We start from the raw sequence: 18,835 nt of genomic DNA, 5'->3' as shown, positions 1-18,835 counted from the left end.
CGTTGGGTCATCGGCCTAGGTGATGCCGAGGACCGCAGCAGTGAAGCGCCAAAGTGTCTGTGTGGCTTGATCGGAATTCGGCGTCGGGATGACTCGGAGTTGTTGCGCGATGCCGTGACGCAGGCCTCCGATGACGTAAGCCGCTGCACCGTCGGGGTCCAGATCTGTTGGGAGTTCGCCGAGTTGCTGTCCATGGCGGATGTTGGCGGCGGCGTTGTCGATGAGGTCGTGAATGTAGGCCTCCCCGAGTTCGGTGAGCTGCGGGTCGCCGGCGGTACGGTTGAGCAGAATCGGCGCCAGCGGGTCGGCAAGGTGATAGGCGACGAAGCGGTGAGTGCGGTCGCGTTCACGAGTAGCCCAATCTCCGTCGGGTAGGTGGGCATCGGCGATCGCGTGGCGCAACCCGTCGTAGAAGCCGTCATAGATCGCGGTCAGAAGCCCGCTCTTCGATCCGAAGTGGTGATAGAGGGCGCCGGTACTGAGGCCGGCGCGGCGGGTCAGGCCGCTGAGTTCGAAGACGCCGTTTCCGTGCACGAGTTCGTCGCGCGCGGCATCGATCAGTTGTTGACGTCCGACCGGCGCGCGTGCCATAGTCCGAACCATAACAGAAGTCAGTTATGTTTCGGCGAGGGCGATATGAGCACTGAAGTGACGTCGTTGACGGAGTTGGCCGGCGACCTGGCCGGTACGTATCGGCGGACCCGTAGCAGTGGTGAGCAGGTGGATCCTGCGCTGGCAGACGCAGACCTGGCGGCGGTGCTGCGCGAGGGGTACGTGGTCCTGCCTGATCTGCTGAGTGCCGCCGAGCTCGACGAGATTCGGGATTCTGTAGGTCCACTGTTGGATATGCTGGGCCGCAACGGATTTGAAGGACACTCTACCCAGCGGGTGTACAGCGTGTTGAACAAGACCCGCAGCTGCGACCGCATCGCCGACCATCCGCGGGTGCTGGCGCTGCTGGATCGGTTGTTCATGCCCAACTACCTGTTGTCCATGCTGCAGGTGATCAACATCCTGCCGGGGGAGCAGGCCCAGATGTTGCACACCGATGACGGCTTCTATCCGCTGCCCCGACCGCGAAAGGCACTGGGCGCGGCCACGATCTGGGCAATCGACGACTTCACCGCCGACAACGGCGCCACCGACATCGTCGCGGGTAGCCACGAGTGGGGTGATCGACTGCCCGAGCCCACCGATCGCGAGCCGGTGGTGATGAGCGCCGGATCCTGCGTGTTCTTCGTCGGAACCCTGTGGCACGGCGGGGGCGCCAACCGTTCTGCGAACGCACGCCTGGCCCTGACAGCGCAGTATTGCGAGCCGTGGTTGCGTCCGCAGGAGGCGTTCACCTTGTCGATGACCCGCGACACCGTTCGGGCCGTCTCCGAGGACATCCGCCGCATGCTCGGCTACAGCATCCACCCACCGTTCATCGGTCAGGTCGACGGCATGCACCCCAAGCGTCTGCTCGAGCCGGAAGCCTGATCAACCGGCTGAACCCCGCAGCGTGATCTCTGAGATGTTCGTGCGGCTCTGCCCATCGAGGGTGCCCAACTTCGAAATCCACACCAGCACATTGGACGTTTCGGTCTGATTGTCGACGGTGATGGTGTTGTCGCCCGGCTGTAACGCCACGTTCGGCGTCAGCTCGGTGGTGTCGGACAGGCTGTTCGGGTGGGCACTGTCGGCCGCACGAATCTGGACTTCGGTTCCGGTGCTGGGCACGTCGATCGTCACCTCGCTCAACGCGGTCGGTGAGGGGAGCTGCAGTAGCAGGCCGACGCCCTGTTTGAAGGCCGGGAACGGCGCGGCATCCTGGTAGATGTCGGTAGACCACGACGTATCCGGGTTGCCGTCGACGGCCAGACTCGCCTGATCCGGATGGTCTGGTGAGCCGCCGGGGGAGAAGACCGTCGCACTCTGGGGCTTCACGATCGCCCCGGGCGTGGTGCCGTGCTCCGACGAGCCCAAACCGCGGATGAGAACGACCGACGTCGCAATTATCGCTGCGATCACGGCCAGAACCAGCGCGATGCGCACCGGACGCGACGTCAGTGCACGGCGGCGTTTACCTGACCTCACTTCGAACGAGTCGCGCCGGCGGCGTCCGCGGGTGCCGGCCGAATGATTGACCACCGAGTCGGCGAACAGCGTTCGGTCGTCCCAGGGGCCGCTGACCTCCACCACATCGCCGTCGGAGAGATCGCCCGTGATGGAGTTGCCACGGAGCTCGACCGGCACGACGGTGTGCGCCTCACCGGTCGACTCGTATCGCTCCACGCGGAACGTCCAGACCTCTTCCTCGCCGTCAGGCCCGGATGGTGTCTTCTGAACGTCGCGGGCGGTGCCCAGGATCGTCAGCATGGCCAACCGCTTGGTTTCCGGTGAGCTGCTCCGCTCGGGGACGTCGGATATCTCCAGCGGGGCGGTCTGGACACCAGTACCAGGCGCCACCGGTTGAGGTGTCGTCGACACATCCGTGCTCCCGCCCAGCGCCCTCGCGAAGTCCAGGCACCGCGCGTAGCGCTTGTCGGGTTGCTTGGCCAGCGCCTTGGCCATCACGGCATCCAGATGGGCGAGGTCGCGGCGGCGCTCGGACAGCCGGGGCGGTGGCGCATAGAGGTGGTTTCCGGCCTGGACGATGCGATTGGTGTCTTCGAAGACAGGCGAGCCGGTCAACAGATGGAAGGCGGTCGCCGCCAGGGCGTACTGGTCTGCTCTGCCATCGAGCGCCTTCCCGGTGAGCTGCTCGGGAGCTACATACGCGACGGTACCGATGGCCACGTCGGTCTCCGTGAGGCCATTCGCGTCGTCGGCTTCTCGGGCGATACCGAAATCGGTGAGCAATATGCGTCGCCGGGCACTTCCCGACGGGACGGTGACCAGGATGTTCGCCGGTTTGACGTCGCGGTGCAGCAGGTTGCGTTCATGCGCGACGTCGAGCGCTTCGGCGACTGCCGTGACGATCTCCACCACATCCCGCAAGGGCATCCCAGATGGGTTCTGCTCGATCAAGTGCTTGGCGTCGGTGCCCTCGACGTAGTCCATCGAGATCCACAGCCGGCCGTCGAACTCGCCCCGGTCGTGCACGCCGACGATGTGCGGATGCCACAACGATGCGGCCAGCTCCGCCTCGCGGTTGAACCGGGCGCGGAACTCCTCATCGCGCGTGGTGCTCACCGAGAGGATCTTGAGTGCATCCAGACGGGGAAGGCGAGGATGTTGGGCCAGGTAGACCTCGCCCATGCCACCGGCGCCCAGGAGCCGCTGAATGGTGTACCCGGCAAAGACGTCACCGGCATTTAACGGCATGTTCGCAGCCTACAAAGGACAGCAACTCGAGCGCGAACAGATGTTCGTCAGGGATCGCGACGTCCCGAACAGCTTCAGCCGAGGCCGTCCCAGAAGCGGGTGAGGGCCGCCGCGCCACCAGCCGGGTCCTGCACCATCCACCAATGTCCCAGTCCGTCGAGTACCTCCGTGTGTGCACCGGCCCGCGTCGCCGCTCGCTGTCGAATTTCGTCGGAGCCGATGTAGGGATCGTCGGTGGCGAGCAGGGAAAGGCCGGGCCGGGCCCGAGCATTCTCCAGTGCTCGCCCGGCCTCCGCCATCGCAGGTTGGCGGGCCGAGCGGTACAGCGCGAGGATCGCCCGTCCCATCTCTGGTCCTTGTTCGGCGGCAATCGAGGCTGCGATGTCGATCGGGATGCCCAACCCGGACATCTGGGCGGCGCGATCCTCGATGGTTCCGCCGAGCATGGTGTCGACGAGTTCTTCGCCTTCTCCGGGTGTCTGCCAGACCTGGGCCATGTCGTGCCACACGTAGTCGGGGTCGAGGACACCGATCACATCGGTGGCCCAGCTGCGCACCAGTTCGGGTCGGTGCATGACGACGCTCATCACATGGCCGCCACCCCAGTCATGCCCGACTACGTCGACTGGTTCGTCGATGTTCTCCAGCTCACCTTCGAGCCAGTCGCGGTAGGCAAGGAAGGTCGCAGCAAAGCCGTCGGGGAGTGGTGCACCAAATCCCGGCGGCGACAGCCGCACCACGTCATCGCGACCGAGCGCATCGACGAGTGGACCCCAGATCGCGTCCGTCTCCGGATTGCCGTGCACGAGAACCACAGTCATGCAGGCCATCCTTGCATCGTCATCGCCGCAGGGGCGCCTGTTGGCTTGATCCGCCTGCCGCGCTCGGAAGCTCCGTCGTTGCTGTCCTCGGTGTTGTCCGGGGAGCGTTCGGTCGGTCAGCGGGGATCGGTCGGTTCGGAGTCCTCGAGGTAGACCAAACCATTGCCGTCGGGATCGGTAAAGGAAAACATCGCCGGTACTCCCGCCATCCGGATCAGCTCGTCGTTGTGCAGCGTCACCCCGGCATCACGGACCGTGTCGTGGGCTTCTTGAGCATCAGCGGTGCCCAGGCGGATCGCGATCGGGATCTGGCTGTCGTGCGGCAGGAGCACCAGCGCGACATCCGAGCCCGGCGGCACGACCTCGATCATGCGCGCACCCGGCCAGACCTCCATGTCGGTCCGGAGTTCGCATCCCAGCACCTCGGTGTAGAACTTCAGCGCGGCGTCCTGGTCGGACACCGGAACCGACACACTCAACACTCTCGTCGTCATCGTCATGTTGGTAAGACCCTGCCGGGAAGCGAGACTCATCGCAGCGCCGCTGTCAGGGTCACGGAGCGGCTCAGCAGGCGATCTCCAGGTCGATCCATTTCGCATTGGCTTCGGCGACGAAGCCGTCCGGCAGCACCTCGTTGCCCTTGTCGCTACGTGCACAGCTGATCTCGTGGTCTCGGAGAGCCGTGAGCAGCTCGTCCAGCGGGATGTTGTTGCGGTATCTTCCGAGGCCGGCCTGTGTGGAGACCATCGCGGGGATCTCTCGCGGCAACACCTTCTCGACGAGAGTCTTGGACGTGGCGTTGTGGCTGCCGTGGTGGCCGACCTTGAAGAAGGATGCGCCACGCAGCAGCGAGCGCGCTTTGTTGTTCGCGAGGATGCGCTTCCAGGTTCCCCATTCGGCGTCGCCCGGCAGCAGCAGGCGTGCGCTGCCGATGTCCAGCACGAGCACCAGGCTTGTCGAATTGATCATGTCGTCAACGGCTTTCGCGGCCAGCAGCGCGTCGGCCGAGTGCGCGAGCCCCTTCAGCCGCTTGAGGTCGTCGTCGGCGAGCTTCGGCCCCGGATCGGTGTCGGGCACGCGCCACTGCGCCGAGAATGGGGCCGTCACCTCCTGGTGGCGGACGCCGGCGGCCTGCAACATGAGCGCCTTGTAGGTCTCGTCATCGCTCGCGGGATCAAGCTCTTCGATCTCGTCGGGATCACGCGGCGGACCGAGGACGTGCACCTTCATCCCGGTGATCACGTTGCTTTCGAAGGTCTCGGGAAAGTCGTTGCCTTCGGGCAAAAATCGGGGATCGGATCGCTCGCGGTGCTTGAACCCGTCGTGAAGCACGTCCAGCGCTCCCTGGTTGCTCCATGCCGCCAGCTCGGCATCGGGCACGAGGCCGGTGATGTCGATCCCGGCGTTCCACAGCAGGAAGTCCAGCTCCGCACGGTCGTCCGGATGGAGGTCAAAGCCCGGGGCTGCTTGGGCCAGCGCCATCGCAAACCCTTGCTGCTTCTTCCAGAGCTTCTTGGCGTCCGGGTTGTCGCGGTCCTCGACCCAGGGCATCCATACTTCGCCGATCTCGACGTTCTCCCATTCGGCCGAGTTGAAAGCGAACACATGGTCCTGGTGCCGGTGCGTAGCGATAACGACATCGATGCGGGCTCTGCCGCTGTGCGCCTTGACGTCCGCCACAATCTGCCTGGCGAGGTCGTTGGCGGTAAACGCGCCCTTGCCCTGACTGTGGAAGCCGGCGTCCACGAGGATCGTCTTCTTGCCGGGCAGTAGCAGCAGGAACGAGTCGCCGAAGCCGACGTTGTACATGCGGATCGTCATTTTCGAGCTCATCGCCACCTCCGTGCATCCATGGCCCGCGCCGAGTACGCCGCGACGATTCTGTTGGGTTCGGGATTGCGTGGCTTCCAGCCCATCCCGTATGCGTCGTCGAACGCGGTGACCCGGTCGCGCAGGGCTTGCTTCCGGTCGTCACGGAACGGCTTGCGAATGTAGTAGCGGATCTGACCGTCGATGTTGGCAACGAGTGTCAGCCCTGCGCGGTAGCGCAGGCCACCGAGGTCGTCTTCGACACTCATGGTCTGGACGATCTGCGCGACCATCTCGACCAGGAGCTCGCCAGTGGCCGCGATCCGGTGCACCGGATGGAATCCGACGACTGCCGCGGGAATGTCGATTTCGAGACCGAGATTCGGGCGGTTCAACTTCACCCAAGATCCAAGCCTGCCGCCCAGGCTTCGCCAATCGTCGTCCGGTTCCTCGGTTTCGGGGATCTGCGCATCTTCTCTCGGCGGCTCCGAAAGAGACTGGTACTGCTGCGCGTCCCAGTCGGAACGGCTCGTCACCTCGCGTGCGCGCGGCCTCTTCGTGTAGGTGCTCGACTTCGCCGGGCCCGTCGTCCGGCCGAGCTCACGCGCACCAACCTCGACCAAGTCCGCGACGATCCTCGCGAGGTCGATGTCCTTCGGCGCGGTATCGGGCTGCGCCTCGAGCAGCAGCGATTCGACAGCCAGCGAACCGACTGCCTGGGGCCGGATTCCGCGTTGACGGAACGCCTCGATCATCGAGGCGCGCACGCCGGTCTCGTCCGATCGGTTCAGTTCGAAGTCGGCCGTGATCATCGCCCGCAGGTAATCGCTGAACGTCGGGTCGACAGGCGGCAGGTAGTCAGTGGCGCGGATGCACATCGACAGGACCGTCTGCGCCGTGCGGACGCACTCTCCGGCGAGGCGGTTCACCAGGTCTGGATGCAGCTCCCCGTCCGGCAGCTTGCCGCTGCCTCCGGTCGCGATGCGAATGAGGTCGCGGGTGCGCCGTTCGTAGGTGTCGACGAACCCGTCGTACACCGCGGATACCAGGATCCAGCCGAGTGCGTGCGGCTCGGTGGTCGAGGCGACTTTCGAGGGATCGCGCGTGGCCGCGATGCTGCGCAGCGCATGGCCTTTACCCGCGGCAGAGCCGAATTGCGCGCCGATGTCCAGCAGCCGTCCCTTCGGATCCAGGAGGTTGTTGCGCGTCTCGCGGATCGCGGCGGCCACGACTTCCGGGAACGTCAGGCGCTGGAACAGCGCGACGATGTCGGCGAACGCCTCGTGCAGGGCGGGCACCTGCGCGTTCGTGGGCTCGCTATACCGGCGATGCAGGCGGCTCAGCGCCGCGTGCGCGACCTCGTGAGCCACGATGTCGTGCGACAGGCAGGTGAAGATCAGCTGGCCGGGGAGGTTCGCGCCGGGATCGTCCACATCAGCGGAGAAGTACCCGAAGAGCACGGCGTTCAGGTCGTCGTCGAAGTACGCGTTGCTGCCTTGAAAGGCGTGCGGCATGAGGCGCAGCCGCGCGCCGCCCCAGAACCGCAGGCGTCGGCCGAGCGCGCGGTCGAAGTTCTCGAGCACACGCGAGGCGACCGCGTACACCATCTGCTGGTGGAACTGCGGATCGGAATCCGACGGCTCAATGCCCTGCTGCATCGCGATCGCGGCGTCGTCGAGTTGGACCGCCTTGTAGTACACGTCGGCGGCCGCGTCGTAGTCGACCACTTCAAGCCGGTCGTCCCAGAAGGAACGCTCCGTCCGTTCGAGCTTGCGATATGGCACTTCCACGGTGACACGATGATCTCCTGCTCGCGAGATCATCGGATCGAACGCGAATATTCGCAGGGCTCTGCGTTCCGGGGATTTGCGCATCGAGGTCTCCTTGCCGGCTGCCGAAGGGGCTACTGCGGTGGAACCGTTGGCTGGAGATGCGGCGATGATTCGGGGCTGTCGATACGACGGCGCCGCAACGGGTCTGGCGTGACCAACTGACGAGTCTTCTCGTCGGTCGGAATTCCGACGAGCGGATAGTCGAGCAGAACGTGGCAGTTGACCATGCTCAGGACGTAGCCGTGCCGGATCAGCGACTCGGCGCGTGCCTGGGAGACCCGGGACAACGTCGTCTTGACGCGGCGATTGCGATCGGCCTCGCCTGCCCAGAATGCCCTGTTCTCTTCCCCCAGTGTCACGATTGCCGCCCGTGCGCGAGCGGCAATCGCATCGGACCCCGACTTGTAGGCATCGGCTATCGCGAATGGGCTGCGATTAATCTGAATCGTCGTGCCACGCAATGCCTCCTGCAACACGCCCGCGTTGGGGCCGATGTTGCCGAGGTCGTCGTCGCGGGAGATGCGGTAACGCGTGTTGAGCAGTCGCCGCCGCACCGCGGTCGTCTGGCGGTACATCACGTCCTTGACCGCCAGCAGGCTTCGGACCTCGCCGATGAGCGGAAGTGTGACCGATGGACGCGAAACCACGTCGTCGCCCGCGGAGGCATTGACCACGATGACTTCGCCGACCGGTTGCAGGCCGGGCGGGGGAGAACCTTTGAGTCGATCATCGAGTTCCAACAACCACTCTGAACCCATGTTGTCGTAGACGCCCCCATCGAGAAGCTTGAAGCATTGGGGCGCTTGCCGATCGGGGACGCCCTGCTGAGGCAGACCGAAGCGGCTCAGCGGCAGCGACACCACACTGAAGGCCCCGGGTAATGCGGCTGAGGCCTGCACCGCTCGCGCGATCCTCAGGTCACCCGGTGTGCCCCATCCGGTGCGCCACGAGTTGACGAAGTTGCTCGAAAAGAAGACGGCCTGGCCCATCTGGAGATCGGTGGCGCACAGGACGTGTGACACAACGGAGTTCATCGATGTCAGCGGTCTGCGGTGGAAGAGCGTGGTGTCGAGGGCGCGGGCAACCACTACGCTGCGCTGCTGGGCCAGCCATCCACACAGTGCGATCACGATCACCCACACCGCGGCGACCCACCAGCCGGCACCGACGAAACTGACGGTGGCCGCGAGTGCCAGCAACGCCCCGATGCTGCCCAGGTAAAGGTAGGTGACGGGAGCGGCCCATAGCGTCCCGCGGCGGGCGACCTGGGTCGCGAGCGCGCGGGCGTGCGCCCACACAGTCTCGGGGTCCACACTCGACAAGTCGACGGCATGCCCGAGGTACGCGTTGGTCAGCGATCCTCCCGAGACGGACGACACGGATCGCAGCTGAGGGCCCTTGCGGGCGTCGATCAGATACAGCAGCGCGCCGAGGTTGAACAACGCGGCGCGGTGCCCACCTCCGGACAGTGCCACCCCGATTCCGGGTCCGTCGTTTGCCATCACCCGCCCCCTCTGTTGCACATCGCGCCCGGTGGCCCGCCGAGCGCGCGAGGCGTGGGTCGTCGAGCAGCGGGACCGCCGGCCGCCGGCCGCCGGTCGTCATGTCGATTTTCGCGTGCCGTCGGCGCACCGACGTGAGTAATGCACTACTCGAATCGACATGTCTGATGGGCGGAATCCTGTGGTCGAGGAACTGCCGCCACAGTCTTGGCGCCCCGATCGAGCAGCCCGCATGCCCGGTCACCGGGTTTGAACTCCGTGCCCTTTGAGATGCCAGGGCCGCCAGGACGCGCTGCCCGCGTGGGGCATGGCCGCTCCGATGTCGTGGGCAACGATATCGAGATGCATTGCCACAACAGGCGATTTGCTTCTCTGACCGAGCGGGGGCGTGGCTGCCCGATATGGCTTGAACCCATACTTGACAGGCGTATGAGACAGGGTGTCCCATGTACCTACGGAATGGGACTCGCAGTCTCGGTAAATCGGCCACGGTGATCAACCGTCTAGGAGAAATGACGTCATGGCATTTGCGAAGGCGGTCAGTCGCTGGCGGGACGCGATGAACGTCCGTGGCGACGCGGGCTATTGCACGAGGCTGGAAACCCTCTCGGCAGGGTCAGTGCGCCGGAACTTCAACCCCTACCTGGACATTCCGTGGGATTCGCCGGAGTTCAAGGTGATCGAGAACGACCCGCGCTGGGTACTTGCGGCGGACAGCGACCCAATTGGGATGAGCCCGTGGTATCAGGCGCAGCCGCTGGAGAAGCAGATCGCGATCGGCATGTGGCGTCAGGCGAATGTCGCCAAAGCCGGCCTGCAATTCGAGAACATGCTGATCCGAGGAATCCTGAATTACACCTTCTGGGTTCCCAACGGCAGCCCCGAATATCGGTACTGCCTGCACGAGGCGGTCGAAGAGTGCAACCACACCCTGATGTTCCAGGAGATGGTGAATCACGCGGGCGTGGATGTTCCAGGTTTGGCGCGGTGGCTCAGATGGTTGCACTCACTGCCTCCGCTGTTCGCGAGTCCGATGCCGGTGTTCTTCTTCATGATGGTCCTCTGCGGCGAGGAGCCGATCGACCACATGCAGAAATCCATTCTGCGCGAGGGTAAACCGATACACCCCATCATGGAGCGCGTGATGGCGATCCACGTCGCCGAGGAAGCCCGGCACATCTCATTTGCCCACGAATTCCTGCGTCGGCGGATCCCGGAGATGCGGCGGCTCAACCGATTCGGGCTGTCGATCATCTATCCGCTCAGCTTCCGTCTGGCGGCCACGCTCATCGCGAAGCCGCCGCGCTCCTTTTGGCGTGAGTTCGACATCCCACGCTCGGTGAAGAAGGAGATCTACTGGCGGGCACCTGAATCCAGGGCGATGCTCCGTGAGATCTACGGCGACGTGCGGATGCTCGCCGTTGACACCGGCCTGATGAATCCGATCGCCAAGATCCTGTGGCGGGTTCTGCGAATCGACGGTCCGGCGTCGCGTTACCGGAGCGAACCCGCGCGCCAAGCGGTCAGCGTGGCTTGATCGACGAAACCCCCTCCACCGGATTCGCTGAGAGGGCATAGGGGACGGCGGAAGGCACATCTTTTAGGATTCGGCTCGTGCTATCCCGCCCAGCGTCCATCAGTGACGAGACGATTGCCAATGTGGTCGCCGTACACTGGCTGCCCCAGATCTCCGACATCAGTTATTTGCCATGGGGTTTCGGTGCGCACCACTGGCGGGCGAGCGGCGGCGGCACCACACTGTTCGTGACGTTGGACCAGTTGGAACCCCGACACACCAGATCGTCTCTCGAGGCTGCTTACGCCGGGGCCGCCGCCCTTGCCGCCGCCGGCTTGGACATGGTGTGCGCACCGCTGCCGGCCCGCTCCGGACGATTCACCGTCGATGTCGGAACCAGTGCGCTCAGCGTGACGCCATGGCTGCAGGGCAACAGCCCAACCGAGGCACAGGCCCGTGAACCCCAGCACGCCCGCCAAGTGGTTCTGGCTCTGGACGCGCTGCATCGCGCCGTTCCGCCTGAGGCGCTGCGGTCATGGACCCCGCAGGTCGGGCCATCGTTCGCCGACGAATTGCGGACGCGTACCGCCGAGCCCTGGACGAGCGGTCCGCTGGCAGAGAAGGCGCGGCTGGCGCTCGATGCGCACATTGAACCGATTCAGCGCTGGACCGAGCGCTACCTGGACCTGTCCGAAACAGCCTGCTCCCGACGCGACACATGGGTGCCGACGCATGGCGAGCCGCACAACGACAACCAGGTCGTGACCGCCGACGGGGTCCGGCTCGTCGATTGGGAGTCGCTAGCTCTTGCACCGCCCGAACGTGACTACGCCGACCTGGTCGCTGAGGCACAGGACCTATTGCGGCCCGACCCCGCGATGTTAGAGCTGTTCGCACTCGACTGGCGTCTCTCCGAAATCGCTGAGTACGCAAGGTGGTTCGCCGCTGCGCATATCGGCTCCGAAGACGACCACACCGCCCTGCAAGGGTTGTACGAAGAGTTGACCGAGGGTGGGAGTTAACCCATGCCACTCATCAAATCCGTTCCGCCACAACATAATACGTCACAGTGACGAATATCGCCCCTGGCCCTGGACTTTACGGGAAGGGGATAGGAGGGATCGCAGAAGGCAACTGGATCTGGGGAATCGCGGCCGGCAACTCGATCTGGGGCACATCGGCCGGCAGCTGAGCCCGCGGGATGTCGCTCGGCAGCTGGACGGTAGGCACGGCGCTGGGCAACGGGACCTGTGGAATGTCACTCGGATACGGGAACGGTGGCATGTTGGCCGGGACGGGAAGTGTTGTCACGGGATCATCCGATGCGACCGGCCAGCCCGGGTCGCCAGAGCACCCGGTGGCGAGCGCCGCGGCGGCCATCATGGCCAGCAGCGGCGCAACTCGCCACCGAGTCCGTCTCACACCAACAGCCATCTGGTTAGCCTCTTGCATTCACTGACAACGCTATCACCGGCCGTCCATGCCGGCGCGGCCGAAAGCGCCTGCGCTGCAATCGAATCTGCCACACGGGCACCAGAAGAGAAATCGTCACTGTGACGTAACTGCAGGGTCGTACCCCGGGGGTGGCCAGGGGGCGTCAGCGGCCGTCGTCACCGATCGACCGGCGCGAGTACCGGCGTGCATATCCGAGGCGTCGACGTGTGGCGACCGGCCGGCGCCGCGACGCTTGTGCGGTTTACACATCGCGCAGCCACGCCACGAACGAGACGGATGATGGTTGGGCATGAGAAGCTCCCGGAACGACTCCGCAGGCAAGGCGAAGAGATCGACTGTACGCGGCACCGGCGGTTGCGTATCGCCAGGTTGATTATGTACCGATAAGCGACATTATGTCAGTTAAAGTACTCGGTTTTCATCAGATGAATCACGAACACGCCATGTGACTCTCGCCCACCGGATCTGTGCAACTCGGCCAAATGGCGAGGAACACAACAGGTTACCGTCGACTGTAGCGAGTATGCGTTGCCGCCTTCCCGGTCGCTCCACGCGACACGCGGCGAATGAACTTCGTTTTGCGATGGACCTACCTGCGTCGATGTGGTAATGATTCATTAGATGATTCAATGATGCATCAGATGAGACAGGCTGGGAGGCTGATTTGCCCGTCGACAAGAGCGGCCGCGTGTTCCTCGTTGGCTCAGTTCCTCTGTTGCATCCCGAGGCCCAAACCGTCGAGGAAATGCTCGATGGGTGGCGCAACCAGCAACTGTGCCGCAACCTCGCCCACGACACCATCGATAAGCGCATCGCCCTGGTTCGGCGCTTCATTGCCCACTCCAATGAGTTCCCCTGGTCCTGGACGCCAGCGGTCGTTGAGGAGTTCTTCGCCGATCTGCGCGGCATCAAAGGCCGCGCACAGTCGACGTCCCGCGGCTATCAGAACGGCCTGCGGTTGTTCTGCTCGTACATCGCCGACCCAGACTACGGCTGGGATCGGGTCTGCGAGCAGCGTTTCGGCACACACCCAGCACAGGTATTTTTCGCCTGGAACAGCGCGACCCACGTCCAAGACAACGAGCAAGATCCAGAGAAGCGCCCCTTCAGCAAACAGGAGTTGCAGCACTTCTTCGATCACGCCGACGATCAAGTGACACTGATCGCCAACTCGCGGAAGAAAGGCTGGCTGCCGGCCTACCGCGACTCGGTGATGTTCAAGATCGCCTACTCCTACGGTCTGCGCTTCAACGAACTGCGTCACCTGCAGACAATCGATTTCTCGCGCAATCCCCATGCTCGCGAATTCGGCAGCTATGGAGCGGTCTTAATCCGATACGGCAAGGCGAAGAAAGGTTCCCCGCCGAAACGACGCACCGTGTTGACTGTTTTCGACTGGACACCCGAGGTCATCGCAGACTGGCTCACCCACGGCCAGCCGTATATCGCCGACGGCATTGATCTGTTCCCGAGCGAGCGCGGTTCCCTGGTTGCCGAGAACACCCTACTGAGTCGATTCCGTCGCTATTGCGACGAACTGGATCTGCCGAGCGGTCTGGACCTGCACTCGTTTCGCCGCTCCCACATCACCCACCTCATCGAAGACGGCTGGGACGCCAAATTCGTCCAGGACCAGGCTGGCCACGACTTCGCCAGCACGACAGCGCTATACACCGGCGTGTCCAGCGACTACCGGACCCGCACGGTCCGCCGCATGCTCGACCAGACCATCAAAGATGCACTCTCCTTCGGGGAGGAAAGCTCGTGAAACGCGAAGTCGACTACACCTGGCGCCTCGCCGAACTCATGGCCGCCCACGGCATGCACAACAGTACCGACTTGATCCCGCGGCTTGCAGAACGGGGAATCCAGCTCTCCCGGCCTCAGGTTTACCGCGTCGTTCACCAACGGCCAGAACGCATTTCGCTGCAATTGATGGCCGCACTCTGCGACATTCTCGGCTGCGGCGTGGAAGACCTAGTCACCGTCACCGCAACTGACGCGCGCCGCCGGAAGACCGCATCCGGTGCTGCTCCCGTTCCACCGCCAAATGTCGTCGAACTCAACAAAGCCGTCCGGCCACGGCGGGCCCGGGTCATCACAGATGGCACCGATTAACCCCACACCTCGTTCCCGTCGCCGCGGACGGCCGCCGGTCACCACAGGCCACCAAGAATGCGGCCGGTGTCACCGCAAAGCCAACAAGTTGCGGGTCTACTGGCCGGGCGACCAGCTCTGTCACAGCTGCTTCTACACCGCTATGCGCACTCACGGCATCTGCCCGATCTGTGGACACGATGGGGTGCTCCCCGGCCGCTGCAACCGCACCGATCCGAGGCCAGTCTGCTTGAACTGTGCCGGCATCCCCGGCGATTTCACCTGCCGAACCTGCGGACACGAAGGCGAAATCTACCGCCGCGGCGAATGCGCCCGATGCGCCCTACGCGATGACCTGTGCAAAGTCCTGCTGCACCATCCCGCCGATCCGGCGGCGATGGAAACCTTCCTCGAAGTTCTCTGCGGCGTCGACCGACCCGAAAGCATCCTCACCTGGAAACGCAATATCCAGGTACTTCAGTTGCTCGGCGGAATCACCTCTGGTGCAATACCTCTCACCCACGACGGCCTCACCGCAGCGGGTCCTGGCCGCCACGTTGAGCACCTCCGCAGCCTGCTGCAGCACCACGGGATGCTCCCGCCACGCGACGAACACCTTGCACGTTTCGAAGCATGGCTGGCCGCCAAACTCGACGCCGTCGCCTCACCGACGGTACGGGGCCCGGTTGAGCAATTCGCGACCTGGCACCATCTACGCCGGCTGCGCGGTGAATCCAAGCCCGGCCAAGGAACCGATGGGCCCAAACGCGCAGCGCAACAGGAAATCACCGAAACCATCAAATTCCTGACCTGGCTCGAGCAGACACACGGTCGAACCGCATCGACCTGCATACAACAGGACGTCGACGCCTACCTTGCGTCGGGGCCGACCACCCGACACTTGATCCGAACATTCTTCGTGTGGGCCAAACGCAGCAAGATCAATAATTCGGTCCAGATCGGGTTCCGACAAGCCAGGACAACCCCCTTGATCACCCAAGACCAGCGCCTTGCGTGGCTTAAAGAACTACTCACCGGCGACTCCGAAAGCCTCCCCTACCGAGTCGCCGGCATCCTGTTATTGCTCTACGCCCAACCCCTCACCAAGATCGCTGGCCTGCAGACCACCGCCATTGCACGGATCGACGGCGAGACACGCATCGCGCTCGGCAAAGAACCCATCCCGGTCCCCGAACCCTTCGCCTCACAACTGCACTACCACCTCCACAACCGGCCCAATCAGCGCACCACCGGCGGAGCCATCGGCACACCGTGGCTCTTCCCGAGCACCCGGCCCGGCCGACACATCGACCCCCAGTCGATCATGCTGCGGTTGCGCCGGCTCGGCATCAAGCTGCTCGGCTCACGCAACACGGCCCTGCGTGAACTCGTATCTGAGATACCTCCTCCCCTGGTCGCCGAAATGCTCGGCTACAGCGACCAAGTCACCCAGAAACACGCCGCAGAAGCCGGCAACACCTGGGCGATGTACGCATCCACCACTGACCGAACCAATCCCTCAACGAAAGCATCCGGCCGAACCATGACGACCGAATCACCCGAAGATCGCCCTACCGACGATGCGGACGAACCGAATAGCGATACGGCTGAGCCCACCCTGTTCGACCTCGATCCACCGGTTCGGCCCTACGACCGCCACATTGACTCCCTTCGCGCGGCGGCAAATGACCTAAATGAAGCGCAGCGTGCAGTTCATGCCGCTGAAGGACAGCTCACTCAGGTAGTTTTGCAAGGACGGAACGCTGGCCTATCGTGGATGAAAATATCAGCGACACTGGGCATCTCACGGCAGGCCGCCTACCAGCGGTGGTCGGTGCGGCTTCGTGGAATCGACGCTTTGGAAACATCCGACAGTGCGACGGACATTCAGTCCCACTTGCCTGCTGATTAGTTGTTGCGGGACAGGACGTTTTTGACGGGGCAGGAGTCCCTCGCTCCCGCACGGTCCACCCCCCGAGAGCCCTCAAGAGGCAGGGCCCAGCGAGTCCGGCGTGCGCGAGGCCCCGGTTAGCGGAATGTCGCAACCCAGTCCCGATCGGCGCGGTCGACACTCATCTCGCAGCGCACCCTTGTGCTGATACACAGATACGCCCTACAGTTAGTACTGTTTCAATACGCAGACGCGTTTCGCTGAACGGTCTTGTCTGCCGCCAGGTGGACGCGACCGAGGAAGGCTCTTTTCATGGCGATCTTTCACATCGCGTATCACGGCTACCGGCAGAAGCCGTCGCAGGAGCAGTTCGAGGAGTTCGCGGGGATGCTCAGCGCTTATTTCGCCGCCGCTCCGTACATCGAGGACGGCGCTGCCGGTCGTTATGCGGGGCCTGCTGAGGACGGATTCCACGATGCGGCGTGGGTGAAATTCAACAGCGTCGACGACTATGCGGTGCACATGCGCTCCCCGCACGGCGAGGACGAGGCGACCCATCTCAAGGAGACGGTGGCGCGGGTGCGGTCGTTCGACATCATCACCCCAGATGAACCTGCCGATACCGCAGAGAAGCTCATCGACCTCTACAAGGAGCGGTGGGAGCTGTTCCCGGATGTGGCCAAGGTGCTGCGTGAGGATGTCGACGCGCACTTCCCGTACCTGTAATCCTCAGCATGACAATGAAATTGGAGTGGAAGATGTTTCTGCGTGGTCAGATCGGGCCGTGTCCGCAGTGGCTGGAGGAGTGTGATTTCAGCGAGGAAGTCGCCGCGATCGAAGAGAACTGGATAAAGACCGGAAAGATGTTGTCCTGGCACAACATCACCGGCGGATTTCCGATCATCGGCCCCAAATTCTTGGGTCTGAGCGACGAGCAGGGTCTGACGTTGTGGTTCTATACCTTCCCCACCTTCGAGCTGTTCAAGGAGTGGGCGCTGGGCGCTCCCGAGCATGTCGCGATCCACAACAAACTGCTGGAAGCGATGCAAGCACGCGTCGGCGCCGGCGAACAGGTGGATCCGAACGCGACGTTGCCGGGCTATTCCTTTCATGCCACCGATGCGCCTCGCGAACAGATCCCGGCGATGCGCGCCGAACTGCGTGAGCTCTACCGGCAGATCGAGGCCACCGACTGGGTGGGTGTGCCGTCGGGCGCTATCCAACTGATGATGCTCGGCGACCATGACTGAGATACCACATGTTTCACCCAACGCGTGCCCTGACTATGCCCACCAAAGCAACTGACTCACAGACGTCGGCATCCGATGGCGCGGTGGCCGTCGGAGACGATTTGGTGCAGGCGGCTTTGCGGGCTGCCCGTTCCCTGGGTAAAGACGTCGCCGACGTGCCGGTGATCGCTATCGCCCGCGAGGCCGGAATCTCGCGCTCCACCCTGATCCGCCGACTGGGTGGTACCCGCGCGGCATTGGATGCGGCAGTCCGGGCCGCCGGGGTCGATCCCGGCGGGCAAGCACCGGTACGCACCCGCGCGCTGAATGCCGCCGCGGAATTGATCGATGCCCAGGGCCTGGCGGCGGCCACCCTGGAAGCCATCGCAGCGCGGGCGCAGTGCTCGGTGCACAGCCTGTACGCGGTGTTCGGCGGCCGCGATGAGCTGTTGCGGGCGCTGTTCGAGCGGCACAGCCCGCTGCTGCAGATCGAGGACTTTTTCGACGGTGACCACGGCGACCTGGCCGCCACGGTGCGCCGGTTGTACGGGATGATCGTCCACACTCTGGCCGCTGAACCCCGGGTGGCGCCGGCGTTGTTGGCCGAGGCGCTGGCTCGCCCGGAGAGCCCAGCCATTCAGAACCTGCTGAGCCACAATGCACCTCGGCTGCTAGCCAGCATTGGCGCGTGGCTCACCGCAGAAATTGAGGCAGGCCATATCCGGGAGATGCCGTTGGTTGTGTTGCTGCAGTTGCTCATCGCCCCGGTGTCAGTCCACATGCTGACGCGGCCGACCATGGGCCGCATTCCTGGTATCGAGTTGCCCGACCTTGATGGCGTCTGCGACATCTTCGCCGGTGCGTTCCTGCGGGCAGTCGCCCTCCCCTCACCGCCGCCCAAAATCAAGACCAAAACCACGACTCGAAAGAAGGCCACACCATGACCACACCAGATCCGACCCGCACGGCCCGCATCGTGCTGGGAACGGCGTTCACCGGCGCCGGCATCGCCCACGTCGTCAAACACGAGTTCTTCGAAAGCCTGGTGCCGGAATCAATGTCGAAGTGGCGCAAACCGATCAGCGCAGTCACCGCGGTGATTCAGTTCGTCGGCGGGATCAGCATGTTCATCCCCCGACTGCGCGGGCTGGCCCGGTGGACCAACCTGGCGATGTTGGTGCCGACCCTGCCGGCCGCGGTCGCCCAGACCCGCCACCCCGACCAGATGCGCGCACTCGGCGTGGACCCCAAGCTGGTCATCGCCCGCATCCCCGCGCAAGCGTTGGTGGCCGCCGCGACCTGGTGGGCCACCCGGCCGCCCACCGCCGAGCAGCACCAGCTGCCGATCTGAACAGCCCAGACCGGAGGGGACGT

Annotated in this window: 17 protein-coding genes and 1 pseudogene; 10 read left to right on the top strand and 8 right to left on the bottom strand. The window is 64.1% G+C overall.

Going from position 1 to position 18,835, the window contains the following annotated elements:
* Nucleotides 1–15: 15 nt before the first annotated feature.
* The gene (locus tag A5779_RS10265) at nucleotides 16–591 is read right to left on the bottom strand and encodes a TetR/AcrR family transcriptional regulator (RefSeq protein ID WP_064881445.1); all 576 of its coding nucleotides are present in this window, start codon (nucleotides 589–591) and stop codon (nucleotides 16–18) included.
* Between the two features lie 45 nt (nucleotides 592–636).
* On the opposite strand from A5779_RS10265, the gene A5779_RS10260 reads away from it, so the two are divergent.
* A complete protein-coding gene (locus A5779_RS10260) occupies nucleotides 637–1,482 on the top strand; it encodes a phytanoyl-CoA dioxygenase family protein (RefSeq protein ID WP_064881443.1) in 846 nt (281 codons plus the stop codon).
* Here the strand turns inward: A5779_RS10260 and A5779_RS10255 are convergent, their stop codons facing one another.
* From A5779_RS10255 to A5779_RS10230, 6 genes are all read right to left on the bottom strand, one after another.
* Complete coding sequence (locus tag A5779_RS10255) at nucleotides 1,483–3,309, bottom strand: serine/threonine-protein kinase (RefSeq protein ID WP_064881441.1); 1,827 nt, start codon at nucleotides 3,307–3,309, stop codon at nucleotides 1,483–1,485.
* A 74-nt stretch (nucleotides 3,310–3,383) separates the two neighbouring features.
* Nucleotides 3,384–4,130 (bottom strand): alpha/beta fold hydrolase, encoded by a 747-nt coding sequence (locus A5779_RS10250; RefSeq protein WP_064881532.1) that lies wholly within the window; start codon nucleotides 4,128–4,130, stop codon nucleotides 3,384–3,386.
* 116 nt (nucleotides 4,131–4,246) lie between these two features.
* Nucleotides 4,247–4,624, bottom strand: coding sequence for a VOC family protein (locus A5779_RS10245; protein WP_236734718.1), 378 nt, complete (start codon nucleotides 4,622–4,624; stop codon nucleotides 4,247–4,249).
* A gap of 70 nt (nucleotides 4,625–4,694) precedes the next feature.
* The gene (locus A5779_RS10240; RefSeq protein WP_131811626.1) at nucleotides 4,695–5,963 is read right to left on the bottom strand and encodes an MBL fold metallo-hydrolase; all 1,269 of its coding nucleotides are present in this window, start codon (nucleotides 5,961–5,963) and stop codon (nucleotides 4,695–4,697) included.
* Nucleotides 5,960–7,813 (bottom strand): gluzincin family metallopeptidase, encoded by a 1,854-nt coding sequence (locus tag A5779_RS10235; RefSeq protein ID WP_131811625.1) that lies wholly within the window; start codon nucleotides 7,811–7,813, stop codon nucleotides 5,960–5,962. Before A5779_RS10235 ends, A5779_RS10240 begins: the two co-directional genes overlap by 4 nt.
* Nucleotides 7,814–7,842: 29 nt before the next feature.
* Complete coding sequence (locus A5779_RS10230) at nucleotides 7,843–9,273, bottom strand: patatin-like phospholipase family protein (RefSeq protein WP_064881434.1); 1,431 nt, start codon at nucleotides 9,271–9,273, stop codon at nucleotides 7,843–7,845.
* 520 nt (nucleotides 9,274–9,793) lie between these two features.
* On the opposite strand from A5779_RS10230, the gene A5779_RS10225 reads away from it, so the two are divergent.
* Nucleotides 9,794–10,810, top strand: a complete 1,017-nt coding sequence (locus tag A5779_RS10225) for an AurF N-oxygenase family protein (protein ID WP_064881432.1) — start codon at nucleotides 9,794–9,796, stop codon at nucleotides 10,808–10,810.
* 77 nt (nucleotides 10,811–10,887) lie between these two features.
* Complete coding sequence (locus A5779_RS10220) at nucleotides 10,888–11,811, top strand: protein kinase family protein (protein WP_064881430.1); 924 nt, start codon at nucleotides 10,888–10,890, stop codon at nucleotides 11,809–11,811.
* A 76-nt stretch (nucleotides 11,812–11,887) separates the two neighbouring features.
* Here A5779_RS10220 and A5779_RS10215 read toward each other — a convergent pair whose 3' ends face one another.
* On the bottom strand, nucleotides 11,888–12,211 hold the full coding sequence (locus A5779_RS10215; protein ID WP_110777101.1) for a hypothetical protein: 324 nt from the start codon (nucleotides 12,209–12,211) through the stop codon (nucleotides 11,888–11,890).
* A 697-nt stretch (nucleotides 12,212–12,908) separates the two neighbouring features.
* Between A5779_RS10215 and A5779_RS10210 the strand changes: the two genes are divergently transcribed.
* From A5779_RS10210 to A5779_RS10180, 7 genes and pseudogenes are all read left to right on the top strand, one after another.
* Entirely contained in the window at nucleotides 12,909–14,012 is a 1,104-nt protein-coding gene (locus A5779_RS10210) for a tyrosine-type recombinase/integrase (RefSeq protein ID WP_210741278.1), read from the top strand.
* On the top strand, nucleotides 14,009–14,362 hold the full coding sequence (locus A5779_RS10205) for a helix-turn-helix domain-containing protein (protein ID WP_044518572.1): 354 nt from the start codon (nucleotides 14,009–14,011) through the stop codon (nucleotides 14,360–14,362). Before A5779_RS10210 ends, A5779_RS10205 begins: the two co-directional genes overlap by 4 nt.
* 142 nt (nucleotides 14,363–14,504) lie before the next feature.
* A pseudogene (locus A5779_RS10200) lies at nucleotides 14,505–15,839 on the top strand (hypothetical protein); the annotation flags it as partial.
* 705 nt (nucleotides 15,840–16,544) lie between these two features.
* Nucleotides 16,545–16,958 (top strand): hypothetical protein, encoded by a 414-nt coding sequence (locus tag A5779_RS10195; RefSeq protein ID WP_044518573.1) that lies wholly within the window; start codon nucleotides 16,545–16,547, stop codon nucleotides 16,956–16,958.
* Nucleotides 16,959–16,966: 8 nt separating this feature from the next.
* Nucleotides 16,967–17,482, top strand: coding sequence for a hypothetical protein (locus A5779_RS10190; RefSeq protein WP_044518574.1), 516 nt, complete (start codon nucleotides 16,967–16,969; stop codon nucleotides 17,480–17,482).
* Between the two features lie 35 nt (nucleotides 17,483–17,517).
* Nucleotides 17,518–18,405 carry a TetR/AcrR family transcriptional regulator gene (locus A5779_RS10185; protein WP_044518575.1) on the top strand — a complete coding sequence of 296 codons (888 nt, stop codon included), beginning with the start codon at nucleotides 17,518–17,520 and terminating at the stop codon, nucleotides 18,403–18,405.
* Nucleotides 18,402–18,812, top strand: coding sequence for a DoxX family protein (locus A5779_RS10180; protein ID WP_044518576.1), 411 nt, complete (start codon nucleotides 18,402–18,404; stop codon nucleotides 18,810–18,812). Before A5779_RS10185 ends, A5779_RS10180 begins: the two co-directional genes overlap by 4 nt.
* Nucleotides 18,813–18,835 lie beyond the last annotated feature (23 nt).

The organism is Mycolicibacterium peregrinum (assembly GCF_001665625.1).
In the GTDB taxonomy this organism is placed as follows: Bacteria; Actinomycetota; Actinomycetes; order Mycobacteriales; family Mycobacteriaceae; genus Mycobacterium; species Mycobacterium peregrinum_B.
The sequence above is the reverse complement of the archived record's forward strand: the minus strand, read 5'-3'. Positions and strand labels throughout refer to the sequence as shown.

Excerpts from the sequence above, each read along its gene's own strand:
- A5779_RS10185 (WP_044518575.1), top strand. The coding sequence starts at position 17,518 with ATGCCCACCAAAGCAACTGACTCACAGACGTCGGCATCCGATGGCGCG.
- A5779_RS10195 (WP_044518573.1), top strand. The coding sequence starts at position 16,545 with ATGGCGATCTTTCACATCGCGTATCACGGCTACCGGCAGAAGCCGTCG.
- A5779_RS10180 (WP_044518576.1), top strand. The coding sequence starts at position 18,402 with ATGACCACACCAGATCCGACCCGCACGGCCCGCATCGTGCTGGGAACG.
- A5779_RS10255 (WP_064881441.1), bottom strand. The coding sequence starts at position 3,309 with ATGCCGTTAAATGCCGGTGACGTCTTTGCCGGGTACACCATTCAGCGG.
- A5779_RS10225 (WP_064881432.1), top strand. The coding sequence starts at position 9,794 with ATGGCATTTGCGAAGGCGGTCAGTCGCTGGCGGGACGCGATGAACGTC.
- A5779_RS10250 (WP_064881532.1), bottom strand. The coding sequence starts at position 4,130 with ATGACTGTGGTTCTCGTGCACGGCAATCCGGAGACGGACGCGATCTGG.
- A5779_RS10190 (WP_044518574.1), top strand. The coding sequence starts at position 16,967 with ATGACAATGAAATTGGAGTGGAAGATGTTTCTGCGTGGTCAGATCGGG.
- A5779_RS10245 (WP_236734718.1), bottom strand. The coding sequence starts at position 4,624 with ATGACGACGAGAGTGTTGAGTGTGTCGGTTCCGGTGTCCGACCAGGAC.
- A5779_RS10265 (WP_064881445.1), bottom strand. The coding sequence starts at position 591 with ATGGCACGCGCGCCGGTCGGACGTCAACAACTGATCGATGCCGCGCGC.
- A5779_RS10260 (WP_064881443.1), top strand. The coding sequence starts at position 637 with ATGAGCACTGAAGTGACGTCGTTGACGGAGTTGGCCGGCGACCTGGCC.
- A5779_RS10230 (WP_064881434.1), bottom strand. The coding sequence starts at position 9,273 with ATGGCAAACGACGGACCCGGAATCGGGGTGGCACTGTCCGGAGGTGGG.
- A5779_RS10235 (WP_131811625.1), bottom strand. The coding sequence starts at position 7,813 with ATGCGCAAATCCCCGGAACGCAGAGCCCTGCGAATATTCGCGTTCGAT.
- A5779_RS10240 (WP_131811626.1), bottom strand. The coding sequence starts at position 5,963 with ATGAGCTCGAAAATGACGATCCGCATGTACAACGTCGGCTTCGGCGAC.